Raw genomic sequence first — 23,015 nt, 5'->3', positions numbered from 1 at the left:
GACGCCCGGCCGGAGAGAGGAAAGGTGGCGGGCCCGGATGGCGGAGGCGATGGGCGACGAGGTCGCGGCGCGGCGCGAGCGGCTGATGGAGGGGCTGCGGATCTACGGCGGCCACTACGCCGAACTCAGCCGGCGCTTCGCGGCCTGGCTGGGCCTGCACTCCACCGACGCGACCGCGGTGCTGGAGATCGCCGCCGCCGAGGAACGCGGCACCCCGCTGTCGCCGGCCCGGCTGAGCGAGCGCATCTCGCTGTCCACGGGCGCCACCACCGCGCTGCTGAACCGCCTCGAGGCGGCCGGGCACCTCACCCGGACCCGCGAGCACTCCGACCGGCGGATCGTCACCCTGCGCAGCGGCCCGCACGTCCAGGAACGGGCGGACGAGTTCTTCGGCCCGCTCGCCCGGCGCCTCGACGCCGCGATGTCCCCCTACCCGCCCCGGCTGCTGGAGCAGTTCGAGCAGTTCGTGGCCGAGCTGAACTCCACCATGGACGCCCACCTCGCCGAGCGGCCCCCGCTGCCGCCGGGCAGCGGGGACGGCGGCAGCAACGGGGGCAGCGGGGCCTAGGGCCCGTCCGGCCGGTCTTGCCGGGCGCGCGACGCCGGGCATCCCTCCCCCAGCCCCCAGGGGGGCTCGGAGATGCCCCCTCGGAAGCACCGGCGAAACACCCGAGTACGCCCAACGAGGGCGTTCCGCCGGTACTCCCGGCCAGGCCTCCGACGCCGCGCGCCGATCCGACAAGATCGACCGGACCGGGCCTAGCCGCGCCCGGTGCCGGCGCCGTGCGGCAGGACGTAGTGGTGCGGGGCCATCGCGGTGTCGTGGCCGGGGAGGGCGGCCATCACCGCGGCGTGCGCCTGCTCGGGGGTGAGCGGGTCCGGTCCGGTGTCGGCGATGGCGGTCAACTCGCCCTCCTCCCAGGTGACTTCGACGTCCCGCAGGGTGGGCAGGGCGGTGCGCAGCAGGTCGGCGACGGCGTCCAGGTCGACCCAGTTGCTGCCGACCTGCCGCCAGCGGGCCTTCTCCCGGCGGCCGGTGGGCAGGCCGCTGAGGGCGGCGATCTCGCCGCCGGGGCCGAGCGCCACGGTACGGGTACCGGCGAGGTCGAGCAGGCGGAGCAGGGCGTGGGCGAAGAGTTCGGTCTCCTCGCGGTCGAGGACGTCCGGGTGGGTGTGCAGGGTGAATTCGAGGCAGCCGGCGGTGCGCCAGATGTTGAGCATCAGCCGGGTGGGGGTGGGTTCGGCGGGGTACCAGGCGAGGTCGGGCTCGCTGGGCGGCAGCGGGCGGGCGGCGGCGATCTCGGCGGGGACGGTGGCGCTCAGGTCGTTGACCACGACGTGCCGGGCGAACCGGGCGCCGCGCCGGACGGCGACGTCCTCGATGAGCTGCCAGATCCGTTCGGCGTCGAAGGTGGCGTGCCAGTAGCCGGACAGGGCGTGGGCCTGGGTGCGGCCGATCAGGGTGTCCAGGTCGGAGCAGTCGGTGTCGACGGCGAGCAGCGCGTCCTGGGCGAGGGTGCCGATGTGCTCGGCGAGGCCGGGGCGGTGCCGGTTGGCGGAGAGCGCGGCCATCACCACGGTGGTGCGGGCCGCCCGGTGGGCCGCGAGGACGGCGTAACAGGCCAGCAGGACGGCCGAGTTGGAGGCTCCGGTACGGGCGGTGGCGCGTTCCAGGGCGGCCGCGCCGGCGGTGGAGCGGACGCCGAGGGTGGGCAGCAGGGTGTCGTTGGGGCCGATCCGGTCGTCGGCGAACACCGAGGTGGGCTGCTCGGCCAGGATGTGCTCCCAGTGCCGGAGCGCGGCCTTGGTGCGGCGCTGTCCGGAGGAGGAGTGCTCCTGTGCGGCGACCTCGACGGGGGTGGGCGCGGCGGGCGCGGGCAGGGTGCCGCCGGCCGCCAGGGTCAGCCACTCCTGGAACAGCAACCCGGTCGCGACACCGTCGAGTTGGGCGTGGCAGATGACCACGGCGAGCAGCACGGGCCGGCCGTGCCGGGTGAGCAGGGCGAAGCGGAGCGGGAACTCCTCGGCCAGGTCGAACGCCTGCCGCCGCCCGTCCCAGCAGTACTCCTCGGCCCGGGCGGCCGGGTCCTCGCCGTCCGCGAGGGCGATCACCCGGACGGTGAACTCGCCTTCGGCGCGCACCCGCTGGCGTTCCGGCTGGCGGTCGGCGGGGCCGGGGAAGACGGTGCGCAGCGCGGCGTGGCGCTCGGCGAGGGTGCGCAGCGCGTCGAGGCAGGCGGGGAGTTCGGCGCCGGGCGGGACGTACCAGGTGGCCTGCTTGTTCATGTGCGAGGGCTCGTCGTGGCGCAGGCAGCGGATCATGTTGTCCTGGCCGAGGGTCAGCGGGCCCTCGGCCTCGGGCGCGTCGGCGCGGTAGTGCAGGGTGAGGGTGGTGGGCTCCGGGTTGCTTCCGGATGGTGCGGCTGACATGCCGTCAGTCTCCGTTCAGGGCGGTGCCGAGGTGCGGGGGCCAGTCCACGGGTCGGGGTCCGTGGGTGTGCAGCAGGGCGAGGGCGATCCGGTCGAGGCCGAAGGCGGTGCAGGCGGTGTTCCCGGTCTCGCCGTCGGCGGTGAAGTCGAAGGCTTCGCCGAAGTGGTCCTTGTGGATGTTGGCGGAGGCGATCGCCTGCGGCAGGCCGTCGGCCACCGGGACGCGCAGTTCGAACTTCAACTCCTGGGCGCGCTGGGCGGCTTGGTAGAGCTTGCGGCCGCCGCCGAAGAACGGGTCGTCGGCGAGTTCGACCGCGGGCTTGAGGCCGAGCCCCTCCAGCCAGTCGGCGACCCTGCCCAGCCACTGCTCGCGCCACTCCTGGCAGTGCGCGGGGGTGCCGGCGGTGACCAGTTCGGCCATCCGGAAGCTGCGCAGCCGGCCGGGCTCAGCGGTGGCCTCCTGCCGGAAGCACTGCGCCTCGACGCTGTAGCGGACGGGTTCGCGCAGGTCACGGCCGGTGAGGGTGGCGTAGACGGGGTAGCAGGCGGCGGGCAGCAGCACCAGGTCGGAGATGTCCTGCCGGGCGTGCCAGGGGCCGGACCCGGCGATCAGCGGGGCGAGCCCGCGCCACTCGGCGGCGCTGCCGGTGTAGCTGTGCACGGTGCCGAGCAGGTGCGGGAAGGAGGCGGCGAAACCGGCCCGCTCGATGGTGGCGCGGGAGATCACCGGCGGCACGACCAGGCGCTCGAACGGCTCCTCGGCGGCCAGCCGGGCGATCGACCCGCGCAGCGCGTCGAGCAGCTTCTCGTAGGCGGCGGGCTGGAGTTGGACGCCGGGCGCGGCGGTGGGCAGCGGGGTGGCGTCGTCGGGGTGGCGGGTGCTCATGGCTCTGCCTCAGGGTCGGGGCCGACGGGCGGCGGGGGTGCGGTGGTCGTCGTCGCGCGCGGCGGGCGCGTCCGGTGCGGCGGGTGCTCCCGGGCGCGCGGACGGCTCCGGCTCCGGGTAGCTGCGCAGACGCGGTCGGACGGGGCGGGTGCCGGTGCGGGCGACGGCGGCCCGGTGGCCGGGGGGCGCGGGCAGGTCGTGGACGGTGCACGGGCCGAGCGGGCCGTGCAGCCGGTGCGGGCCGGGCGTGTCACCGGGCGGTCCGGCGTGGGTGCGCAGCCCGTCGGCGAGGCGTCCGCCGTACGCCTTGGTGTACGCCTCCTTGCGGGTCCAGCGGCGGGTGAACTCCTCGGCGTCGGGCGCGGGTTCGTCCGCCGGGTAGTAGCGGGCGGCGAGCCGGGCGGCGGCCCGGCCGTCCGGGACGGGTTCCAGGTCGACGCCGATGCCGCCCCCGTCCGCCTCGTGGCAGTGCTCCACGGCGAACAGCGCCCACGGGCCGGCGGTGCTCAGGTTGACGCTCAACTCGCCCTGGAGGCCGTCGGGTTCGGGGCGGCCGTGCGGGCCGCGGCGCCAACGGACGCGGTCGGGCGGCAGGCCGGCCGCGGCGGCGGTGAGCAGCCGGGCGGCGGCGTGCGCGGTGACGAAGCGGTGGCGGGCGGGGCCGTCGGGGTGGCGGGCGGCGCGGGCGCGTTCGTCCGCGTCGAGCAGGGCGAGGGCGCCGGGGAGGGCGGCGTCGGTGCGGATCAGCCAGATGTCGGTCACCGGACGGGCTCCGTTCCCGTGCCCGTACCCGGGCCCGGCGCCGGGGCTGCTCCGGGGGACGGTGCCCAGTGGGCGAGGTCGAGGCGGCCGGTCTCCGGTTCGTGGTCGGCGAGCGCGAGCGGCCGTCCGGCGAGCCGGGGGTCGACGAGCGCCGCGCCGAGCGCGGCCCAGCCGCCGGTGTACGGGTTGCCGGGGCGGGCCGTCCGGGTCTCCAGGCCGCCCGGCGGTTCGGTTCCGGCCAGGCCGGGGCCGAGCAGCAGCAGGGCCTGTTCCGGCAGGTCGGCGCACCACTCCTTGAGCGTGTCCTCGATCTGACGGACCGTCACTTCATGTGCGCTGCGCAGCTCTTGCAGGGGGCGGCCGGGTTCCGGTTCGGCCTCCCAGAGCAGGGCGGCGGCGGAGTGCCGGTCCGGGAGCCGGGCGGGCCGGTGCGGGCGGTGGTGCAGATCGGCCTGTTCGACGGCGATCAGCAGGGCGCGCCGGGCCCCGGCGGTGCGGGCGTAGGCGTCGGCGATCCGCAGCGCGCTGAACCCGGCGCCGGCGCCCTCGTCGCAGAGCGCGAAGGACAGCGGCGCGCCCGGGCAGACCCCGGCGAGGTGCAGGGCCACGGCCTGTCCGGGCCGGACGTCGGGCGTGGCGTACACCAGCAGCAGCAGGTCGACCGGGCGGGTCGGGTCCACCAGGGCGCCGATGGCGCGTTCGGCCAGCGCGGCGTACGACTGGCCGCGCGCCCCGGCCAGCGCGTCCTCGTCGAGGGCCACGCCGTACGGGCGGGCCAGGTCGGCGGTGAAGACGCGCAGGTCGGGGTCGGCGGCGAGCGGGGAGTCGCCGGGCAGGTCGAGAGCGTGGGCGGCGGTCAGGCGCAGCGGGGAGGCGGCGCGCGGCAGGGTGGTGGCGGGGAGCGGTCCGCGGACGCGCACGGTCGTCAGTCCTCGGCGATCACGTGCCCGGCGACGAAGCCCGCGAGGGTGCCGACCGAGCGCAGGTCGTCCTGGTCGATGCCCTCGACGTCGATCTGCACGTCGAGGTGGTCCTCCAGCTCCAGGATGAGTTCCAGGGTGGCGGCGGAGGTCAGGCCGACCTCGTCGAACAGGCAGGCGTTCTCGCCGATCTCGGGCAGCTCGCGCTTGAGCACCCGGGGCAGCAGCAGCAGGATGCCGTCGAGGGCCCGGCCGCGCAGCTCGGGGTCCACGGCGGCGTCGGCGGCATCGGCGATACCCACGGCGTCGGCGGCGTCGGTGGTACCCACAGCGTCGGTGGCGTCGGTGGTACCCCCGGCATCGGTGGCGGTTTCGGGCACGGCGAGGTCGGTGGCGGAGTCGGTCATGGCGATCCCCTGATCTGGCCGGCACTCCGGCGGGACGGCCGGGTGCGGGCGGGTGGACTGGGTGGCGTGGGCGCGCGGCGGCGGCGGGGCGCCGTGCCGCCGGGCCCGGGCGTCCGACCGTCCCGGGGTGCCGGGGCGGTGCGGGTCGGCGCGGGTCAGTGCTGGAGCACCATGGCGGCGAAGGTCGCGCCGATCCCGGACGCGGCGACCAGGTAGCGGTCGCCGCGGCGGAGCAGGCCGCGGGTGGTGGCGGTGTGGTGGTTGAGCAGGATGTCGGCGGCGAAGCTGTGCCCCACCGCCGGGACGTTGTCCAGCACCACGCGCTCGGGCGGGTACCCGGTCGTGCGGCAGATCCGCTTCCAGGAGATCTGGTTGACGTTGTGCGGCAGCAGCAGCCGGATCGAGTCCCAGCTCTCGCCGGCCTCCTCCAGTGCCGCTTCCATCACGGCCACCATCAGCTCCGGGTAGCTGCGCTGGTAGTCCAGCATCAGCTCCGGATCGTCGGCGAGCCGCCCGTCGAACTCGCCGTGCTGGTCGACCGCGTAGGACAGCACGCGGTCGCGTTCACCTCCGGCCCGCACCAGGCAGGCGGCCGACCCTTCGCCGAACAGGGCGGTGTCCGGGACGATGCGGGCGTCCCGGGTGAAGGTCTTCTCGCCCGCCAGGATCAACGCCAGCGCCTCGGGGTCGGGATCTGCCGCCAGCAGCCGACCGGCCACGTCCAGGGCCAGCAGGGAGCCGGCGCAGGCGTGGTGGGTGATGGTGAAGGCACGGGCGTGCGTCAGCCCCAGACGGCCGAGCACGTCGTGCAGCGGGTTGTGCGGGTAGGGTGCCGCGATCGGCAGGCTGCGCGCGTGCAGCACGTACCTCACGCGGTGTTCGTTGCCGCGCAGCGGGGCCAGGGCCGTCGCTGCGGCGGTGAGCAGATCGGTCAGGTCGCCGTCGGGGTCCACCCTGACCTGGTCCAGGCCGTGGAACCGGCGGAACAGTCGGATCTGACGGTCCGTCAGCCCAAGGCGTTCCCCGACCAGTTCGATCGGTTCGGCGACGGGCGGCAGGTGGACGGCGACTGCCTCCAGAGCGGTCACGCGGGCTAGTATTCCGTCGCCTCACCGGCCCGCACAAGAGATCGCCGACGCTTCCTTCCCGGCCTCCCCCTGTGGTCTGTACCAGTTCCCCCTCGTCCGCACACGACTCGTACGGGATTCCCGCCGGTGCCGCCGATCCCGCGCCGGTTCCGGCCCCGCCGGGCCGCCCCGCGCCCCCTTCCCGCCTGCCCTCGCGCCCCCTTCCAGCAAGCTCCCGATCCGCCGCTCCGAGGAGAACCGCCCGTGCCCGCCGCCACGCCCCCGCTCCCCCCGCTTCCCCCGATCCCCCCGCTGCGCCTGCTGATCGTGGTGCCCCCGCTGGCCGGGCACCTGCTGCCGGCCCGGGCACTGGCCCTGGCCTGGGCCGCGCGCGGGCACCGAGTGGCCTGGGTGGGGCCGGAGTCGGCCCTGCGCCCGCTGCTCGGGCCGGACGCGGTGGTGCACCCGACCGGTGCCCGGGTGTTCCGCGAGCAGGCGGTGGGCGGGGCGGCGGCGGTGCGTTCGCTGTGGGAGGGCTTCGTGGTGCCGCACACCCGGTTCACCCTGAGCGCGGTCCGGCGGGCCGTCGAGCAGTGGCGGCCGGACGTGGTGCTGGCCGACCAGCACAGCCCGGCGGGCGCGCTGGCCGCGCACGGCGCGGGCGTGCCGTGGGCGAGCTTCGCACCGTCCTCGCTGGAGATCGGCGACCCGCTGGACGGCGACCTGCTGGACGACGACCTGCCGGACGGCGACGGTCGCGGTGACCGCGGTGGTGACGGTGACGGTGACGGTGGCAGCGGCGACAGCGGTGGCGGTGGCCTGGCCGCCTGGCGGGACGGGGTGCTGCGCGGTCTGTGGGAGCGGGCCGGGCTGCCCGCCGCGGAGTACACCGACCCGCGCTTCTCCCCCGGACTGGTGCTGGCCGCGAGCAGCGCCGCCCTGCTCGGCCTGGACGCCGCGACCGTCCCGGACACGTACGCGCTGGTCGGCCCGCTGCTCGCGGAGCGTCCCGAACCGCCGTTCCCCTGGGAGCGGTTGGACCCGGCGCGGCGCCGGGTGCTGGTCACCATGGGCACGCTGTCCGCCGAGGTCGCGGGCGGTTTCCTGGGCCGGGCGGCGACCGCGCTGGCCGGACTCCCGGACGTGCAGGCGGTGGTGGCCGCCCCCGGGGACGTCCCGCTGCCGCCGGGCGCGATCGGGTGTGCGCGCGTTCCGGTGCTGGAACTGCTTGAGCGCGGGGCGGTCGACGCCGTACTGTGCCACGGCGGGATGAACACCGTCGGCGAATCCCTCGTCCACGGCAGGCCGTTGCTCCTCGCCCCGATCCGGCACGACCAGCCGGTGACCGCCGGGCGGCTGGCCGCGCTGGGCGCGGCCGTCCGGGTCGACTTCGCCACCGCCGGGCCCGAGCGGCTGCGGGCGGCGCTGCGCGCCGTCCTCGACGATCCCGCGTTCCGCTCCGCCGCCCAACTGCTGGGGCGTCAACTGCGCGCGGGGGGCGGCGCGGTGGCCGCCGCCGAACGGCTGGAGCGGTTCGCGCGCGCACCGCACCGGCACCGCCCCGCCACCTGGTCCAGACCATTGTCGGGGAGCCCGGTCGGGGCCTAGGGTCTGCTCCGGCATCCGCCCCTCACCCCGCTTCCCCGGAACGTCCGCCTCCCTCGGAGCATCCGTTCCTCCGACGCACCCGCTTCCCTCGAAGCACCCGCTTCCCTCGAAGCACCCGACCGCACCCAACCGCACCCACCGACCACAGGAGTCCGGGTTGATCGTGACCAAGGGGCTGCGCAAGTCCTTCCGGCCCCGCCGCGGCGCCGCCACCGTCGACGCGGTGCGCGGCATCGACCTGAACGTCGCGGAGGGCGAGATCTACGGCCTCCTCGGCCCGAACGGCGCAGGCAAGACCACCACGCTGCGCATGCTCGCCACCCTGCTCGTCCCCGACGGCGGCGCGGCCACCGTGGCCGGCGCCGACCTGCGCGCCGAGCCCGGCGAGGTCCGCCGCCGGATCGGCTACGTCGCCCAGGGCGGCGGCACCACCGACCAGGCCACCGCCCGCGAGGAACTCGTCATGCAGGCCCGGATGTACGGCATCCGCAAGGCCGAGGCGGTGCGGCGCGCCGAGCAGGGCCTGGCCGCCTTCGACCTCGCCGAGTTCGGCGACCGGGTCTGCAAGACGTACTCGGGCGGCCAGCGCCGCCGCCTCGACCTGGCGCTCGGCGTCATCCACCGGCCCGGGGTGCTGTTCCTGGACGAGCCGACCGTCGGGCTCGACCCGCGCAGCCGCTCCCAGGTGTGGGCCGAGGTCCGCCGCCTGCGCGAGCAGGGCATGACGGTGCTGCTGACCACCCACTACCTGGACGAGGCCGACGCCCTGTGCGACCGGATCGGCATCGTCGACAACGGCGGCATCGTCACCGAGGGCACCCCCGAGGAGCTCAAGCAGAAGATCGCCGGCGACTCCGTCACCATCGGCCTGCCCGACCCGGAGGCCACCGCCGGCGCCGAGCGCGCCCTGGCCGAACTCCCCTGCGTGCAGCGCCTGGAGGCCCTGCCCGGCGAGGACGGGCTGCGCCTGCACGTGGACTCCGCGGCCACCGCGATCCCGCAGCTGCTGCGCGCCCTGGCCGCCGCCGACATCGAGCCCGAGCACGTCCAGTTGCAGCGCCCCAGCCTGGACGACGTGTTCCTGGCCCTGACCGGCCGCGCGCTGGTCCACAGCTGATCCCCCGTTCTCGGAACCGCCGCCCCGAACCGCCGTCCCGAACCGACGCCCCGAGGTCCCCGTTGAAGCTCGCCCGCGACACCTGGCTGGTCTACCAGCGCCAACTGCTCCTGATGGCCCGCTCCCCCGTGTGGATCGCCGTCGGACTGCTCCAACCCCTGTGCTACCTGCTGCTGTTCGCCCCGCTGCTGACCTCCGCGCTGGCCGCGTCCGGCGCGCACAGCACCGCCGACGCCTACCGGGTGTACGTGCCCGGCCTGCTGTCCGCGCTGGCCGTCATGGGCGGCCTGTTCACCGGCTTCACCCTGCTCGGCGAGCTGCACGCGGGCGTGATCGAGCGCTCCCGGGTGACGCCCGTCAGCCGGGTCGCCCTGCTGCTCGGCCGGGCGCTGCGGGAGACCACCGCGCTGCTCATCCAGGCGGTGCTGATCTCCGTGCTGGCCATCCCGTTCGGCCTGACCGTGGGCTTCACCGACCTGCTGCTGGCGCTGGCGCTGCTCGCGCTGATGGCGCTGATGGCGTCCTCGGTCTCCTACGGCCTGGCCCTGCTGGTGCCCACCGACGCGGCGCTCGGCCCGGTGGTCAACACCATCGCGCAGCCGCTGGCCCTGCTCTCCGGCACCCTGCTGCCGATCGCGCTGGCCCCCGCCTGGCTGCGCACCGCCGCGTCCTGGAACCCCTGCTACTGGGCCGTGGAGGGCATGCGGGCGCTGTTCGCCGGGCACCTGGACGCCCCCGAGGTGTGGCGCGGCCTGCTGCTGACCGGCCTGATGACGGCCCTCGCGGTGGCCTGGTCGGCCCGGCTGTTCGCCCAGCGCATCCGCTGACCCCCGTCCCACCTCGGACCGCCCGGACCCGCCCGGACGGTCCGGGGCGGGACGCACCGGAGCGGGGCCCGGCACTCCCGTGCCGCCGGGCCCCGCTCGGTGCTGCGCTCAGCCGTTCCCCGGGCCGCCCTCCGCGAGCGGTTCCGCGCGCTCCGCCGCACGCTCCGCGGACCCCGCGGGCTCGGCGTCGTACTCGACGTACTCGGCGTACTCGGCGTACTCGGCGTACTCGGCCACGAAGGCGGCCAGCCGCCGCACGCCGTCAGCGATCTCCTCCGGCGTCAGGTAGGAGCAGGAGAGCCGCAGTTGGCGCTCCCCGCCGCCGCCCGGGTGGAAGCCGTCCATCGGGGTCCACAGCACGCCGTGCTTGCGGGCGCACGCGTCCAGGGCCTGCGCGTCGGCCCGGAAGGGCACCGTGACGACGGCGAAGAAGCCGCCGTCGGGGTGGTTCCAGGAGACGCCGGGAACGCCCCGGAAGGCCGTCTCCAGCGCGTCCAGCAGGGTGTCCATGTTGCGGGCGTAGAAGCGCCGGGCGGGCTCGTTGGCGTCCCGCAGGCGCAGTCCGCCGTCGAGCAGCATGCCGCCGATGACGGCCTGGCTGAGCGCCGAGGTGTTCACGGTGGTCATGCTCTTGAGCTTGGCCAGCTCGTCGGCGAGCAGCCCGGCGGGCGCGCCGGCGGACGCCCCGGCGGCGGTGCCACCCGCGACCCGCTGGTCGGCGACCACGTAGCCGACCCGGGCGCCGGGGAAGCAGGTCTTGGCGAACGAGCCGAGGTAGACCACGTTGCCGCGGTCGCCGTCCAGGGCCTTGAGGGTGGGGCGGGCGGCGGCGGTGCGGCCGAAGAAGCCGTAGGGGTTGTCCTCGATCAGCAGGACGCCGGTCTCCTCGGCCACCTCCAGCAGCCGGCGGCGGGCCGCCTCGTCCATGCTGGCGCCGCTGGGGTTGGCGAAGTCGGGGACGACGTAGCAGGCCCGGGGGCGCTTCCCGGCGGCCCGCAGGGCGTGGACGGCCGCGGCCAGCGCGGCGGGGTCGAGGCCGCCGTCCCGCCCGGCCTCCGGGACGGGGTGGACGGTCAGGTCGAGCAGCCGGGCCGCGCCGGTGACGCCGACGTAGCAGGGCGCGGAGACCAGCAGCACGTCGTCCGGCCCGGCGCACAGGGCGCGCAGCACCAGCAGCATGCCCTCCTGGGCGCCGACGGTGACCACCAGCGCCTCGGGGTCGGTGTCGATCCCCTCGTCGGCGGCCAGCGCGCGGGCGATCAGCGGGGCGATCAGGCCCTTGGTGCGCCCGTACTGGAACACCTCCCGGCGGACCTGGCCGTCGGTCAGGCCGCGTTCCTCGCGCAGGTGGCGCAGGTAGGTCTCCAGGTGGCGGGGGACGTCCGCCGGGTCGAAGAACTCCTCGTACGGGCGGCCGGGGGCGAAGGAGACGGCCTCGGGGTAGCGGGCGGTGACCTCGTTGAGGAAGGTCATCGCGTCCAGCAGCGGGTCGGACAGCGAGCCGTGCAGGTCGGCGAGGTGCAGCACCCTGGTCATCGGGCGCCCTCCGCCGCGCCGGTCCGGTAGGCCGCCACCAGTCGTTCGGCGGCGAAGAGCTGGGCGCGGCGGCCGTCGTCCAGCAGGCCGGGCATGGCGAAGAAGCCGTGCGGCATGCCGTCGTAGCGGCGCAGTTCGACGGGGACGCCGGCGGCGCGCAGGGCCTCGGCGTACTCCTCGCCCTCCTCGCGCAGCGGGTCGTACTCGGCGGTGATCACGGTGGCGGGCGGCAGGCCGGCCAGCGAGGGGGCGCGCAGCGGGGAGGCCAGCGGGTTCGCGCCGTCGGCCGGGTCGGCGAGGTAGTGCGACCAGTACCAGGCCACCGAGTGCCGGTTGAACAGCGCCGGGTCGGCCTCGCCGTCGGCGGGGACGCGGTGGTCGGTGTTGGGGTAGACCAGCAGCTGGTGCAGGATCGCGGGACCGCCGCGTTCGCGGGCCAGCAGGGTGAGGGCGGCGGCCAGGTTGCCGCCGGCGCTGTCGCCGCCGACCGCGATCCGGGCCGGGTCGAGGCCCCACTGCGGGGCCTGGCGGGCGATCCGGTCGAGGGCGGCCCAGCAGTCGTGGAGGGCGGCGGGGAAGCGGTGCTCGGGGGCGTGCCGGTAGCCGACGGCGAACACGTCGGCGCCGGTGGCGTTGGCCAGCGCGCGGCAGACCGGGTCGCCGGTCTCCAGCGAGCCGAGCACCCAGCCGCCGCCGTACAGGTAGAGCAGGGCCGGGCCGGGCGGGGCGTCCTGCGGGCGCGGCGCGGGCCGGTAGCGGCGCAGCGCGAGCGGGCCGCCGGGGCCCTCGACGGTGGACTCCTCGACCCGGTGGACGGGTTCGCCGACGCCGGTGGCGGCGCGCAGGTCGGCGAGGTCGGCGGCGCGGGCCTCGGCCAGGGTGCGGGTGTACAGCGGCGGGGTGCCGGCGGCGGCGCGGCGGGCCCGCACCGCCTCGGCCTGGGGGTGCAGCGGCATCAGCGCGGTCCTCCGGGGGCGACGGCCTCCAGGTAGATCGACTCGTCCTTGCGGAAGGCGGTGTCGAGGGCGGCGACGTCCGGTCGGGCGCCGGTCTGGAACTCCTGCCGCACGACGGTGAACGCGCCGTAGCCGGCCCGGTCCAGGACGTACCGCAGCTCGGCCTCGTCGTAGATCCAGCGGTGGCCGAAGTGGTAGAAGATCTGGTTCAGCATGAAGGCCCGCCGCTCCGGCATCGGCGGCCCGACCCGCATGGTGCGCAGGCGGCGGCGGTGGCGGCGGAAGAACTGCTCGCGGTCGTCGAGGTAGCCCTCGACGTACCGGGCCAGGTCGGGGGTGGTGAGGCGGAGCAGGCCGCCGGGGCGCAGGACGCGGCGCACCTCGGCGAGCCAGCGCACGGCGGTGTCGAGCGGGACGTGCTCGATCAGGTGCTCGGCGTACACCCAGTCGACGCTGTGGTCGGCGAACGGGAGCGGCGCGCCGATGTCCAGCCGGGTGTACAGGCTGGTGCCGTCGATCCGGTAGACCGGGCCGGGGCGGGTCTCCTCGGTGTCGGTGTGCAGGCCGACCAGGTCGGTGCCGAGGCCCTGCGGGTGGCGGGTGCGGAACGCGGCGAACTCGACGCCCGTGACGCCGAGGTCCCGGAAGTCCTGGTGCGTGTGCGGTACTTCGGGGCGGACCAGCTCGATCGCGGCGCACCGGGCGAGGTCCTCGGTGAAGGAGTCGGTGCGGGCGGCCAGGCCGTCGGGGTCCTCCCAGTCCCAGTCCGCGAACAGCTTCGCGGCGGGCGCGGCGGACGTCGTGGTCGGGGCGGGCGCGGCGGTCCCGGAGGGGGTGCCGACCGGTCCGGGAGCGGTACTGGCGGGGGTGTCGGAGGCGCGGGGTTCGGTGTGCGTCACGGGGGGTTCTTCCGTTCTCTTTCACATGATTTGTCGGTGCTCCGTCACGGCCCCTATATATAAGGAGAGGGACGCGCGCTCAGCGGTACGTCCGCGGGGCCGCCGGCCAGGGCGCGAGCGCGCCGCGGTCGAGGTCCGCGAGGGTGGGCCGACCGGCCAGCACCATGGTGTCGAGCAGTTCCTCGCGCAGCAGGTCGAGCACCGCCCGGGCGCCGTCCGCGCCGCCGTGCGCCAGGCCCCACAGCACGGGTCGGCCGACCAGCGCGGCGCGGGCGCCCAGGGCCAGCGCCTTGGCGAGGTCGGAGCCGTGCCGCAGGCCGCCGTCGACCAGCACCGGGTGGTCGGCCGGGACGGCGTCCACCACCTCGGCCAGGGCGTCCAGCGCGGGCGGGGTGCCGTCGAGCTGGCGGCCGCCGTGGTTGGAGACGACCAGGCCGTCCACGCCGTGCTCCACGGCGAGCCTGGCGTCCTCGGCGGTGAGCACGCCTTTGAGCAGCAGCGGCAGCTCGGTGCGCCGCCGCAGCCAGGCCAGGTCGGCCCAGGTGACCGTCGGGTCGAACTGCTGCCGGGAGTGCTCCTCGATGCCGGAGCGGCCGGGCGGGGCCTGCCCGGCGGCGCTGGTGAGCCGGGGCGCCAGGTTGGCGGCGGTCATGCCGGGCGGCAGCGCGAAGCCGTTGCGCAGGTCGCGCAGCCGGCGGCCGACCTTGGGCGCGTCGACGGTGAGCACCAGGGCCCGGTAGCCGGCCCGTTCGGCCCGCCGGACGATCCCGGCCAGCGCCTCGCGGTCGCGCAGCCAGTACAGCTGGAGCCAGCGCGGCGCGCCGGGGGCGGCCTCGGCGATCCGCTCCAGGGTGCACCCGGCGAAGATGCTGGTGACCAGCAGCGCCCCGGCCCCGGCGGCGGCCCGGGCGGTGGCGCACTCGGCGTCGGGGTGGGCGAGCCCGTGGTAGGCCATCGGGGCGACGCCGTACGGGGCGGCCAGCCGGTCGCCGAACAGCTCGGTGCCGCAGTCGGGGGCCGAGACGTCCACCAGGACGCGCGGGCGCAGCACGTACCGGCGCCAGGCGTCCAGGTTGGCCTCGGCGGTCCACTCGGACCCGGCCGCTCCGTCGAAGAAGTCCCAGATCACGGCGGGCAGCCGGGCCTTGGCCAGCGCGCCGTGCTCCGCCAGGGTGAGCGGAACCATCGCGTCCGAACCTCCTGATGTTCCGTCAACTCGTGCGAAAACGAGGGACAGCGTAGGGGGCAGTCCGCCACTGGTATAGACCTTGACCCTTGATGCGCTCCCGTGCAAAGGTCGGCACCGACGGGGGTTCCACACTGAAGCATCACAACTTCCGAACCTTGCTTCCCACACGAGCGCGTGGAGTTGCGTTGACGCTTACCCCAACCCCGGTGCGCGGCGGCACGGTCGCCGCGGACTGGGTGGACGAGCAGTTACTCGCCGGACCGGACGGCGAACCGTGCCTGCGCTTCGGCGCTCCGGTGAACAGGGGCACCCTGCGGGCCCTGGTGGCCGAACGGCAGCGGCAGTTGGCCGCCGCCGGGCTCGGCGAACGCGGGACGGTGGCGCTGCGGATGCCGCCGTCGGCGGAGTTCGTCGCCGTCCTGCTGGCCGTCTGGCGCTCCGGCGCCCAGGCGATCCTGCTGGACCACCGGCTGACCGCCGTCGAGGTGGACCGCGCGGTGGACCGGCTGCACCCCCGGGTGCTGGCCGAACTCGCTGACGGCCGACCGCAGTTCCGGTCGCTGCCGGGGGGTGCCGAAGCCGCGACCGAGCACGCCCTGGTGCAGCTCAGTTCGGGCTCGACCGGCCCGTCCAAGGTGATCGCCCGGACGGCCGCCGACCTGCTGCGCGAACTCGACCGCTACGCCCGGCTCCCGGAGTTCCCGACCCGCGGCGAGCGCACCGTGCTGCTGTCCTCGACGGTGCACGTGCTCGGCCTGGTCGGCGGACTGCTGCACGCCCTGCACGCGGGCGTGGAGCTGGTGGTGCCGCAGCGGATGACCCCGACCGGCATCCTGGCCGCGATCGCCGAGGGCGGCGCCCCGACCACCGTGATCGGGGTACCGTTCCACGCCGAGCTGCTGGCCTCGGCCGCCGCGCCGCCCGAACTGCCGCAGCTGCGGCGGATGGTGGTGGCCGGCGAACTCGTCCGCCCGCAGCTGCCCGCGGCGTTCCGGGCCAGGTTCGGAGTCCCGCTGGGCACCATGTACGGGATGACCGAGACCGGCGTGATCGCCACCGACCTGAACGGCCACCACCACCCCGCGGTGGCACCCGTCCACGGCATGGAACTGTCCGTCGCGGGCGGCGAGCTGCACATCGCCCGGGAGCGGTCCCCGTACCTGGGCCCGACCGACCCGACCCGCTGGTCGGACGGCCTGCTGCACACCCGCGACGCCGCGCTGATCGAGGACGGCACCGGCCTGGTGACCGTGCTCGGACGGCGCGACTCACAGATTTCCATCGGCGGCCTCAAGGTCGACCTGAACGAGGTCGAGCAGGCCCTCACCGGGCTCCCCGGTGTGGTCGAGGCCGTGGTGCTGTTCGCCGACGGCGCGATCGAGGCGTACGCCGCGACCGCCGAGGGCGTCACCTCCGCGCCGTCCGAACGGGGCGGCCCCGCCGAGCAGTTGCGCGAACTGCTGGGCAAGGAGCTGGCGGGCTACAAGCTGCCCCGCCGGCTGCACCTGATGCCGCGGCTGCCCCGGACCGCCACCGGGAAGCTGCTGCGGGACGCCGCCGCCCTGCGCCGACAGGCCGACGCCGCCCGCTGATCCACCCCTCCCGCTCGTCCCGCGTTCCTCCCTCCCCTTCCGGTGCGGCCGTCACCGGCCGGGTGGACGGCTCCAGACACCGTCCGCCCGTCCGTCGGCGTGCCCTGCCCGGAAACCACTCCCCTTCCCTCCCCGACGCACTGGAGAGAGTCCGTCCATGCAGGAACAGATCCGCACGTTCGTCCTGACCGCCCTGGCCGGGATGAACTACGACGTCTCGCAGGTCACTTCGGAGACCGACCTCGGCCCGGCCGGCCTCGACCTGGAGTCGCTGGCGCTGGCCGACCTCGCGGTGCAGGTCGAGGAGGAGTTCGGCATCCGCTTCGAGCTGGACGACATGGAGTCCACCGCGCTGATGACCATCGACGAGTTCAGCGCCGAGGTCGCCGCCCGGGTCGCCAAGTCCACGGTGAGCACCGCCTGATGAGCACGGACGCCCGCACGCGCTTCGGCCGGGCCGAGGCGCTGGCCATGCTCGCCCGCTACGGCGACCGCTCCCCCGAGCAGGTCGACGAGCACCTGGGCTCGCTGGAACTGGCCTGGCTGATCGCCCAGGCCGAACAGACCTACGGCGTGCAGGTCGACCTGGACGACGAACGGCTGGACGCCATCCGCACGGTGGACGACGCCGTCGCCGCGCTCGACGCGCAGCTCGCCGCCGCCCCGGCCGGGGCCACGGCCGGTGTCGGCGCCACGGCCGGTGCCGGTGTCGGTGCCACGGCCGGTGCCGAGGCCGCCACGGAGGCGGGGGCCGCCGCGCCATGACCCCGTCCGCCTCCGCGACCACGTCCGTGAGCGCGGCCACGTCCGCGACCGCGCTCCGGAACGGTCCGCCGCGGCGCGCCGTCCTGGTCGGCGGCATCGGCGTGCGCTCGGCGTTCGGCGCCGGGCTCGCGGCGCTCACCGACGGCGTGCTCGCCGGACGGCCGGCCTTCACCCCGGTGGAACGCTTCGGCACCGCCGCGCACCGCACCGACCGGGCCGCCACCGGGCCGGGCTCGCCCCGGCTGGCCGACCAGCTGGTCGCGGTGCTCGCCGAGGCGGGTGCGCTCTCCGGCCCGGTCGACCTCGAACAGCCGCCTGCGGACGAGGAGTTGCTGCTCGCCCTGCACGGCGACCGGCGGGCCGGTCCGGTCGCGGCGGAGGTCGCCGAACGGACCGGGTTGCGGCCCCGGGTCTACACCGGGGCGTGCGTCGCGGCGTCCAGCGCCGTCGCCGACGCCGCCGCGCTGATCGCCTCCGGGCGCCGCGAACGGGTGCTGGTCGCGGCCGGGTACCTGGTCGAGCCGGACACCTTCGCGGTGTTCGACGCCGGCCGGGCGCTGGCCGGGGACGGTGCCGTCCGCCCGTTCAGCCTGGGCCGCCGGGGCATGCTGCTCGGCGACGCGGCGGTCGCCGTGGTCCTGGAGTCCGCACCGGCCCTGCGCCGGCGCGGCGGCCGGGCGCTCGCCCGGATCGCCGGCTGGGCCCGGACCGGGGACGCCTTCCACGTCTGCCGACCGCACCCCGACGGCACCGGCCTGGCCCGGGCGGTGCACGGCGCGCTCGACCGGGCGGGCGCCGCACCGGAGGCGATCGGCTACGTCAACGCCAACGGCGCGGGCTCCAAGCTCGGCGACCTGGCCGAGGCCGCCGCGCTGCGCGCCGTCTTCCCGGCCGGCACCCCGCCGGTCAGCTCCACCAAGTCCGTGCACGGCCACGCCCTGGAGGCTTCCGCCCTGCTCGAACTCGCCGTCACCGTAGGCGTGTTGGGCGCCGGGTCGCTGCCGGTGAACGCCGGCTGGCAGGCCCCCGACCCGGGCTGCCCGCTGGACCTGGTGCTCGACCGACCCCGCCCGGCCGCCCCCGGCCTGGCGCTGACCGTCAACGCCGCGTTCGGCGGCGCCAACACCGCGCTGCTGGTGGCCCCCGCATGACCCCGCGCCCCGGCCGCCCGCACCGCCCGCACCGCCCGCACCGCCCGCACCGCCCGCACCGACGCGCCCTCCCCGTCCGTTCCCGTCCGGCCGCCGCCCGGCCCGCACCCCTGGTGACTCCCGCATGACCGCCCCGAGACCCGCCGTCCTCCCCGACCACGTCCCCGACCCCGTGTCCGTTGCCGTCTCCGTTCCCGGCCACCCGCACCCGGCGTCCCCGCCCCCGTCCCCGTCGCCGTCCCCGTCGGCGGCGCCGCGCGTTCTCGCCGGGCCGCTGCGGGTGCTGGCCGCCGCCCGCTGGCCGGACCGGCCGGGGGACGAACTGCCCGCCATCGCGGGCTTCGTGGAGTCCTCGTTCAGCCCGCTGGTGGCCGAGACCGCCGAGCGCTGCCTGCGCACCCGTTACGGCCCGCCCCCGGCCGCCGGGGCGCCGCGCACCGCGCTGCTGCTGGCCAGCCCGAGCGGCGACACCGGCACGGCGGACGCGCTGGCCCGGGCCACCGCCGCCGGGGAGCGGGTCGCCCCGCTGCTGTTCTTCCAGTCCAACCCGAACGCGGTGCTCGGCCACCTGGCCGCCCGCTGGCAGCTGGACGGCCCGGTCGTCGCGCTCGGCCCCGGCTTCCAGGAGGAGCGCGAACTGCACGAGCGGGCCGCCCTGTTGATCGAGGACGGCGACGCCGAGCAGGTGCTCGCCATCACCGCCGTCCAGGGCCCGCCCGACCGCGCCACCGCCGTCCTGCTCGCCCCCTGACACCCGCACCCGCCCCTCGCGGCACCGCGGCCCCCGCCGGGGGAGCCCGCCCCCTTTCCCGCACCACGAGAAGAGAACGGGAACGATGAGCCTCCGCACCCTTCGCGCCGTGCTGTCCGCCGACAGCTCCGTCGGCGCCGGCAACGTCCTGACCACCCGGGTCGAGCAGGGCCTCGGCCTGGACTCGCCGACCCTGACCTTCGACACCCCCGTCGACGGCCACCCGGCGGGCACCGCCCTGACGCTCCGTCAACTCGACCTCGCGGTACGGTCCCGGGCCGCCGCCCTGCACGCCCGGGGGGTGCGCCGCCGCGACCCGGTCGCCGTGCAGGCGTCCGCCGCGGCCGAACAGGTGCTGTGCTTCCTCGCGCTGAGCCGGCTCGGCGCGATCCCGGCCCTGCTCAACCCGGCGCTGGACGCGGACACCTCGACCCGCTACCTGCGCCGGTTGAACGCGGTCGGGCTGCTCGCGGACGCCGCCCACGCCAAGGCCCTGGCCGACGTGGACTTCGGCGCACCCGTCCTCGCCGACACCGCCGAACTCGCCGACGGCGACCCGGAGTCGGCGCCCGAACCGTACCGGCACTGGCCCACCGACCCGGTCGCGATCACCCACTCCTCGGGCACCACCGGCCTGCCCAAGGCGGTGCTGCACTCGCACCAGAGCCTGTACGCGGCGATCCGCCACCGCCTGCTGCTGCCCCGGCCGCAGGGCATCGACCGGGTGCTCAGCGCGCTGCCCGCCGCGCACGCCGCCACCCTGATCGCGGTCAACCTGGCGCTCAGCTTCGACGCCCAACTGCACCTGATCTCCCAGCAGTCGGGCCCGGCGGTGCTGGAGGCGATCGAGCGCTGGCAGCCGCTGGGCGTGTACGGCTTCGCCACCACCTGGGCCGACCTGGCCCGGCAGGACCTGTCCGCCCGCGACCTCTCCTCGGTCGGCCTGTGGTGGAACACCGGCGACTGCGCGCACGAGGCGCACATCCGCCGCCTGGTCGCCCAGGGCTCGCGCGAGACCGCCACCCGGCAGGGCCGGGTCCGCACCGCCGGGTCGGTGTTCATCGACGGCCTGGGCTCCTCCGAGATGGGCCACTCGCACTTCTTCATCACCCACACCGTCGACTCCGAGCGCTACGGCCGCTGCGTGGGCCGCCCGCACGCCTTCGTCGACTGCGCGGTCCTCGACCCGGACGGCAACGAGCTCGGCCCGGGCCGGGTCGGCGAGCTGGGCACCCGCTCGCCCACCCTGTCCCCCGGCTACTGGAACGACTCGGTGACCACCCACCGCACCCGGGTCCGCGACTACTTCCTCACCGGCGACCTGGTGTACCGCGACGAGGACGGCTACTACTACCACGTGGACCGGGCCGTCGACACCGTCGACCTGGGCGACGGCCGCCGCCTGCACACCGCCGCCAGCGAGGAGCGCGTCCTGGCCGCCTGCCCGGACGTGCACGACTGCACCGTGGTCGCCTTCCGCGACGGCGGGCGGACCGTCGCCGACGTGCTGCTCCAGCTCGACCCGGCCGCCGACCAGGACGCCGACCGCACCGCCGAGGTGCTCGCCGCCCTGGAGCCGCACGTGGCCGCCGCGGTCCGCACCGTGCTGGCCGTCCCGGACGGGCGCATCCCGCTCGGCCCGACCGGCAAGGTCCGCAAGGTGCTGCTGCGCCAGCGCCACCTGGCCGAAGCAGGGGCCGGGACCGGGGCCGGGACCGGGACCGGGATCGCCACCGGGGCCGGGACCGGCGCGCCGTGAACGCCCCCGACGCCGCCACCGCCACCGCCACCGCCGCCAGCCCCGCCGCCGTCACCGCACAGGTCACCGGGATCGGCTGGGTGACGCCGCTGGGCCGCGCCGTGCCGGAGGTCTACCGGGCGCTCGCGGCCGGCCGCTCCGGGCTGGTCGCCCCGCCGCCGGACCACCCGGCGGCGGGCTGGCTGCGGGTGGCGGGCATCGCCCCGCACGTCCCGGCCACCGAGGTGCTGCCGCCGACCGAGACCCGGGTCGCCGACCGCTTCCTGCTGCTCGCGCTGGCCGCCGCCGAGGACGCCCTCGCCGACGCCGAGCTGACGGTCCGTCAGGACACCGACCCGGAGCGGGTCGCGGTGGTGCTGGCCACCGGCGGCGGCGGGCTGGAGAGCTACGAGCAGCAGGCCGCCGGGCGGCGCGAGCGCGGCCGGGCCGCCGTCAGCCCGTACCTGCTGCCGGGGATGCTGTCGAACATGGCGGCCGCCCGGATCGCCATCGCGCACGGCATCCGCGGCTACAGCTCGGCCGTGATCACCGCCTGCGCGGCGGGCGCCCAGGCGGTCGCCGAGGGCCTGCGGCTGATCCGCGGCGGCGAGGCGGACGTGGTGGTGTGCGGCGGCGCGGAGGCCCCGCTGCACCCGACGATCGCCGCCGCCTTCGACAACTCCCGTGCGCTGGCCGCCGGCTGGGACGACCCGACGCAGGCGTCCCGGCCGTTCGACGCCCGCCGCAACGGCTTCGTGCTGGGCGAGGGCAGCGCCGTCCTGGTACTGGAGCGCGCCGAGCACGCGGCGGCCCGCGGCGCCTCCGCGTACGCCGCGCTGGCCGGCTGGGGCGCGGCCACCGACGCCCACCACCCGACCATGCCGCGTCCGGACGGCGCGGGTGCGGTCTCCTCGATGCGGGCCGCGCTGCGCTCGGCGGGCCTGGCGCCGTCGGCGGTGGACTACGTCAACGCGCACGGCACCGGCACCAAGTTGGGCGACCGGGCCGAGGCGGCGGCGCTGCGCGAGGTGTTCGGCGACCACCAGCCGTGGGTCAGCTCGACCAAGGGCGCCACCGGCCACCTGCTGGGCGCGGGCGGGGCGGTGGAGGCGGCGGTGTCGGCGCTGGCCGTCGCCGAGGGCCTGATCCCGCCCACCCTGAACCTCGAACAGCCGGACGAAGCCTGCGCGTTGCGGCACGTCCGCGGCGCGGCCGAGCACGGTGTCGTGCGCCACGCCCTGTCCAACTCGATCGCCTTCGGCGGCCACAACCTGAGCCTGCTGTTCGGCCCGCCGAGCATCACGGCCAAGCACCTCGGAGGGGACTCATGACCGTGCCGGGCATCGCGTACACCGAACTGTACGTGGAGGACGCCCACAAGTACGCCGCGCGGCTGCGCGACGACTGGGGCTTCACGCTGAGCGAGCCGGACCGGGCCGCTCCGGGCACCGCGCAGGTGGTGGCGCACCAGGGCTCGATCCGGGTGCTGCTGACCTCGGCGGTGGAGGCCGACCACCCGGTGGCCGCCTGGGTGCGACGGCACGGCGACGGCGTCGCGGTGATCGCGCTGCGGCACGCCGACCGGGCGTCGGCGGTCGCGGCGGCCGAACGGGCGCTGGCGGCGGGCGGTGAACGGCTGGACGGTGAGCGGGCGGACGGTGAGCGGGCGGACGGTGAGCGGGCGGACGGGGCGGGGGCGCACGGAGCCGGGCCGGACGGGGCGGGCACGGTCTCCGGCTTCGGCGACCTGGCGCTGCGCTTCGTCGGCCCGGACGACCTGCTGCCGGCGGGCGAACTCCCCGGCGACGGCGCGCTGTTGTCGCTGGACCACGTGGCGGTGGTGGTGCCGGGCGGGCAGCTGGACGGCTCGGTGCGGTGGGCGGTAGACGGGCTGGGCTTCCGGGAGGTGTTCCGGGAGTACGTGGAGGTCGGCGACCAGGCGATGGACTCCCGGGTGGTGCAGAGCCCGTGCGGGACGGTCACCTTCACCCTGCTGGAGCCGGACACCTCGCGGGCCTCCGGCCAGATCGACGGCTTCCTGGCGGCCCACGGCGGCGCGGGCGTCCAGCACCTGGCGTACGCGACGGAGTCGATCACCGCCGCGGTGCGGGAGTTGGGCGGGCGCGGGGTGGCGTTCCTGAGCACTCCGGGCGCGTACTACGAGGCGTTGGAGTCCCGGCTCGGCCCGACGGCCATCCCGGTGGCCGAACTCCGGGACACCCACGTGCTGGTGGACCGGGACCACGGCGGCGAGCTGTTCCAGATCTTCGCCCGCTCCACCCACCCGCGCCGGACCTTCTTCCTGGAGCTGGTGGAGCGGCGCGGCGCCGGCAGTTTCGGCACCGCCAACATCAAGGCCCTGTACGAGGCGGTGGAGCGCGAGCGCGCCACCGCGGACAGCTGAGCAGAGGAGA

The 23,015-nt window shown here is 76.2% G+C and carries 22 protein-coding genes; 12 read left to right on the top strand and 10 right to left on the bottom strand.

Annotation, left to right across the window (positions count from 1 at the left end; genetic code table 11):
- Nucleotides 1-37 precede the first annotated feature (37 nt).
- Complete coding sequence (locus tag ACIP60_RS03095) at nt 38-568, top strand: MarR family winged helix-turn-helix transcriptional regulator (RefSeq protein ID WP_400679387.1); 531 nt, start codon at nt 38-40, stop codon at nt 566-568.
- A gap of 191 nt (nt 569-759) precedes the next feature.
- Here ACIP60_RS03095 and ACIP60_RS03090 read toward each other — a convergent pair whose 3' ends face one another.
- The 6 genes from ACIP60_RS03090 to ACIP60_RS03065 all read right to left on the bottom strand — a co-directional run bounded on the left by ACIP60_RS03090 (nt 760) and on the right by ACIP60_RS03065 (nt 6,493).
- Nucleotides 760-2,430, bottom strand: a complete 1,671-nt coding sequence (locus ACIP60_RS03090) for a condensation domain-containing protein (RefSeq protein WP_400679386.1) — start codon at nt 2,428-2,430, stop codon at nt 760-762.
- A 4-nt stretch (nt 2,431-2,434) separates the two neighbouring features.
- Nucleotides 2,435-3,316, bottom strand: coding sequence for a hypothetical protein (locus ACIP60_RS03085; RefSeq protein ID WP_400679385.1), 882 nt, complete (start codon nt 3,314-3,316; stop codon nt 2,435-2,437).
- A gap of 9 nt (nt 3,317-3,325) precedes the next feature.
- Nucleotides 3,326-4,078, bottom strand: a complete 753-nt coding sequence (locus tag ACIP60_RS03080; RefSeq protein ID WP_400679382.1) for a 4'-phosphopantetheinyl transferase family protein — start codon at nt 4,076-4,078, stop codon at nt 3,326-3,328.
- Entirely contained in the window at nt 4,075-4,998 is a 924-nt protein-coding gene (locus tag ACIP60_RS03075) for a hypothetical protein (RefSeq protein WP_400679380.1), read from the bottom strand. Before ACIP60_RS03075 ends, ACIP60_RS03080 begins: the two co-directional genes overlap by 4 nt.
- Nucleotides 4,999-5,003: 5 nt before the next feature.
- A complete protein-coding gene (locus ACIP60_RS03070; protein WP_400679379.1) occupies nt 5,004-5,405 on the bottom strand; it encodes an acyl carrier protein in 402 nt (133 codons plus the stop codon).
- 155 nt (nt 5,406-5,560) lie between these two features.
- Entirely contained in the window at nt 5,561-6,493 is a 933-nt protein-coding gene (locus ACIP60_RS03065) for a 3-oxoacyl-[acyl-carrier-protein] synthase III C-terminal domain-containing protein (protein WP_400679377.1), read from the bottom strand.
- A gap of 243 nt (nt 6,494-6,736) precedes the next feature.
- Here ACIP60_RS03065 and ACIP60_RS03060 point away from each other — a divergent pair, with 243 nt between their 5' ends.
- The 3 genes from ACIP60_RS03060 to ACIP60_RS03050 all read left to right on the top strand — a co-directional run bounded on the left by ACIP60_RS03060 (nt 6,737) and on the right by ACIP60_RS03050 (nt 10,024).
- A complete protein-coding gene (locus ACIP60_RS03060) occupies nt 6,737-8,080 on the top strand; it encodes a glycosyltransferase (RefSeq protein ID WP_400679375.1) in 1,344 nt (447 codons plus the stop codon).
- Between the two features lie 163 nt (nt 8,081-8,243).
- Complete coding sequence (locus ACIP60_RS03055; RefSeq protein WP_400679922.1) at nt 8,244-9,197, top strand: ATP-binding cassette domain-containing protein; 954 nt, start codon at nt 8,244-8,246, stop codon at nt 9,195-9,197.
- A gap of 62 nt (nt 9,198-9,259) precedes the next feature.
- Nucleotides 9,260-10,024 carry an ABC transporter permease gene (locus tag ACIP60_RS03050; protein ID WP_111551969.1) on the top strand — a complete coding sequence of 255 codons (765 nt, stop codon included), beginning with the start codon at nt 9,260-9,262 and terminating at the stop codon, nt 10,022-10,024.
- Nucleotides 10,025-10,132: 108 nt separating this feature from the next.
- Here the strand turns inward: ACIP60_RS03050 and ACIP60_RS03045 are convergent, their stop codons facing one another.
- The 4 genes from ACIP60_RS03045 to ACIP60_RS03030 all read right to left on the bottom strand — a co-directional run bounded on the left by ACIP60_RS03045 (nt 10,133) and on the right by ACIP60_RS03030 (nt 14,601).
- Nucleotides 10,133-11,560, bottom strand: a complete 1,428-nt coding sequence (locus ACIP60_RS03045; protein WP_400679373.1) for a PLP-dependent aminotransferase family protein — start codon at nt 11,558-11,560, stop codon at nt 10,133-10,135.
- Nucleotides 11,557-12,516: an alpha/beta hydrolase gene (locus ACIP60_RS03040; protein ID WP_400679370.1), complete on the bottom strand. Its 960-nt coding sequence runs from the start codon at nt 12,514-12,516 to the stop codon at nt 11,557-11,559. Before ACIP60_RS03040 ends, ACIP60_RS03045 begins: the two co-directional genes overlap by 4 nt.
- Entirely contained in the window at nt 12,516-13,415 is a 900-nt protein-coding gene (locus ACIP60_RS03035) for a class I SAM-dependent methyltransferase (protein ID WP_400679368.1), read from the bottom strand. Before ACIP60_RS03035 ends, ACIP60_RS03040 begins: the two co-directional genes overlap by 1 nt.
- Before the next feature lie 79 nt (nt 13,416-13,494).
- The gene (locus ACIP60_RS03030) at nt 13,495-14,601 is read right to left on the bottom strand and encodes an alpha-hydroxy acid oxidase (protein ID WP_400679367.1); all 1,107 of its coding nucleotides are present in this window, start codon (nt 14,599-14,601) and stop codon (nt 13,495-13,497) included.
- A 188-nt stretch (nt 14,602-14,789) separates the two neighbouring features.
- Between ACIP60_RS03030 and ACIP60_RS03025 the strand changes: the two genes are divergently transcribed.
- The 8 genes from ACIP60_RS03025 to ACIP60_RS02990 all read left to right on the top strand — a co-directional run bounded on the left by ACIP60_RS03025 (nt 14,790) and on the right by ACIP60_RS02990 (nt 23,005).
- Nucleotides 14,790-16,196 carry a class I adenylate-forming enzyme family protein gene (locus tag ACIP60_RS03025; protein ID WP_400679364.1) on the top strand — a complete coding sequence of 469 codons (1,407 nt, stop codon included), beginning with the start codon at nt 14,790-14,792 and terminating at the stop codon, nt 16,194-16,196.
- Nucleotides 16,197-16,353: 157 nt separating this feature from the next.
- On the top strand, nt 16,354-16,620 hold the full coding sequence (locus tag ACIP60_RS03020) for an acyl carrier protein (protein WP_100839394.1): 267 nt from the start codon (nt 16,354-16,356) through the stop codon (nt 16,618-16,620).
- Nucleotides 16,620-16,961, top strand: a complete 342-nt coding sequence (locus tag ACIP60_RS03015; RefSeq protein WP_400679361.1) for an acyl carrier protein — start codon at nt 16,620-16,622, stop codon at nt 16,959-16,961. The genes ACIP60_RS03020 and ACIP60_RS03015 overlap by 1 nt, the downstream gene beginning before the upstream one ends.
- A gap of 26 nt (nt 16,962-16,987) precedes the next feature.
- Entirely contained in the window at nt 16,988-18,112 is a 1,125-nt protein-coding gene (locus ACIP60_RS03010) for a beta-ketoacyl synthase N-terminal-like domain-containing protein (RefSeq protein ID WP_400679358.1), read from the top strand.
- Between the two features lie 124 nt (nt 18,113-18,236).
- Nucleotides 18,237-18,863 carry a hypothetical protein gene (locus tag ACIP60_RS03005; protein ID WP_400679355.1) on the top strand — a complete coding sequence of 209 codons (627 nt, stop codon included), beginning with the start codon at nt 18,237-18,239 and terminating at the stop codon, nt 18,861-18,863.
- 85 nt (nt 18,864-18,948) lie between these two features.
- Entirely contained in the window at nt 18,949-20,622 is a 1,674-nt protein-coding gene (locus ACIP60_RS03000) for a class I adenylate-forming enzyme family protein (RefSeq protein WP_400679353.1), read from the top strand.
- Nucleotides 20,619-21,932 carry a beta-ketoacyl-[acyl-carrier-protein] synthase family protein gene (locus ACIP60_RS02995; protein ID WP_400679351.1) on the top strand — a complete coding sequence of 438 codons (1,314 nt, stop codon included), beginning with the start codon at nt 20,619-20,621 and terminating at the stop codon, nt 21,930-21,932. Before ACIP60_RS03000 ends, ACIP60_RS02995 begins: the two co-directional genes overlap by 4 nt.
- Entirely contained in the window at nt 21,929-23,005 is a 1,077-nt protein-coding gene (locus ACIP60_RS02990) for a VOC family protein (RefSeq protein ID WP_400679348.1), read from the top strand. The genes ACIP60_RS02995 and ACIP60_RS02990 overlap by 4 nt, the downstream gene beginning before the upstream one ends.
- The last annotated feature ends 10 nt before the right edge of the window (nt 23,006-23,015 follow it).

The sequence above is a fragment of the Kitasatospora sp. NPDC088783 genome, assembly GCF_044750705.1.
Lineage (GTDB): Bacteria > Actinomycetota > Actinomycetes > Streptomycetales > Streptomycetaceae > Kitasatospora > Kitasatospora fiedleri.
Note: the sequence above shows the minus strand (reverse complement) of the source record. Positions and strands in the feature narration are given on the sequence as shown.

What these genes read in the sequence shown, in the direction of transcription:
- ACIP60_RS03095 (WP_400679387.1), top strand. Translation starts at nt 38, where the DNA reads ATGGCGGAGGCGATGGGCGACGAGGTCGCGGCGCGGCGCGAGCGGCTG.
- ACIP60_RS03090 (WP_400679386.1), bottom strand. Translation starts at nt 2,430, where the DNA reads ATGTCAGCCGCACCATCCGGAAGCAACCCGGAGCCCACCACCCTCACC.
- ACIP60_RS03085 (WP_400679385.1), bottom strand. Translation starts at nt 3,316, where the DNA reads ATGAGCACCCGCCACCCCGACGACGCCACCCCGCTGCCCACCGCCGCG.
- ACIP60_RS03070 (WP_400679379.1), bottom strand. Translation starts at nt 5,405, where the DNA reads ATGACCGACTCCGCCACCGACCTCGCCGTGCCCGAAACCGCCACCGAT.
- ACIP60_RS03045 (WP_400679373.1), bottom strand. Translation starts at nt 11,560, where the DNA reads ATGACCAGGGTGCTGCACCTCGCCGACCTGCACGGCTCGCTGTCCGAC.
- ACIP60_RS03040 (WP_400679370.1), bottom strand. Translation starts at nt 12,516, where the DNA reads ATGCCGCTGCACCCCCAGGCCGAGGCGGTGCGGGCCCGCCGCGCCGCC.
- ACIP60_RS03030 (WP_400679367.1), bottom strand. Translation starts at nt 14,601, where the DNA reads ATGGTTCCGCTCACCCTGGCGGAGCACGGCGCGCTGGCCAAGGCCCGG.
- ACIP60_RS03020 (WP_100839394.1), top strand. Translation starts at nt 16,354, where the DNA reads ATGCAGGAACAGATCCGCACGTTCGTCCTGACCGCCCTGGCCGGGATG.
- ACIP60_RS03015 (WP_400679361.1), top strand. Translation starts at nt 16,620, where the DNA reads ATGAGCACGGACGCCCGCACGCGCTTCGGCCGGGCCGAGGCGCTGGCC.
- ACIP60_RS03005 (WP_400679355.1), top strand. Translation starts at nt 18,237, where the DNA reads ATGACCGCCCCGAGACCCGCCGTCCTCCCCGACCACGTCCCCGACCCC.
- ACIP60_RS03000 (WP_400679353.1), top strand. Translation starts at nt 18,949, where the DNA reads ATGAGCCTCCGCACCCTTCGCGCCGTGCTGTCCGCCGACAGCTCCGTC.
- ACIP60_RS02990 (WP_400679348.1), top strand. Translation starts at nt 21,929, where the DNA reads ATGACCGTGCCGGGCATCGCGTACACCGAACTGTACGTGGAGGACGCC.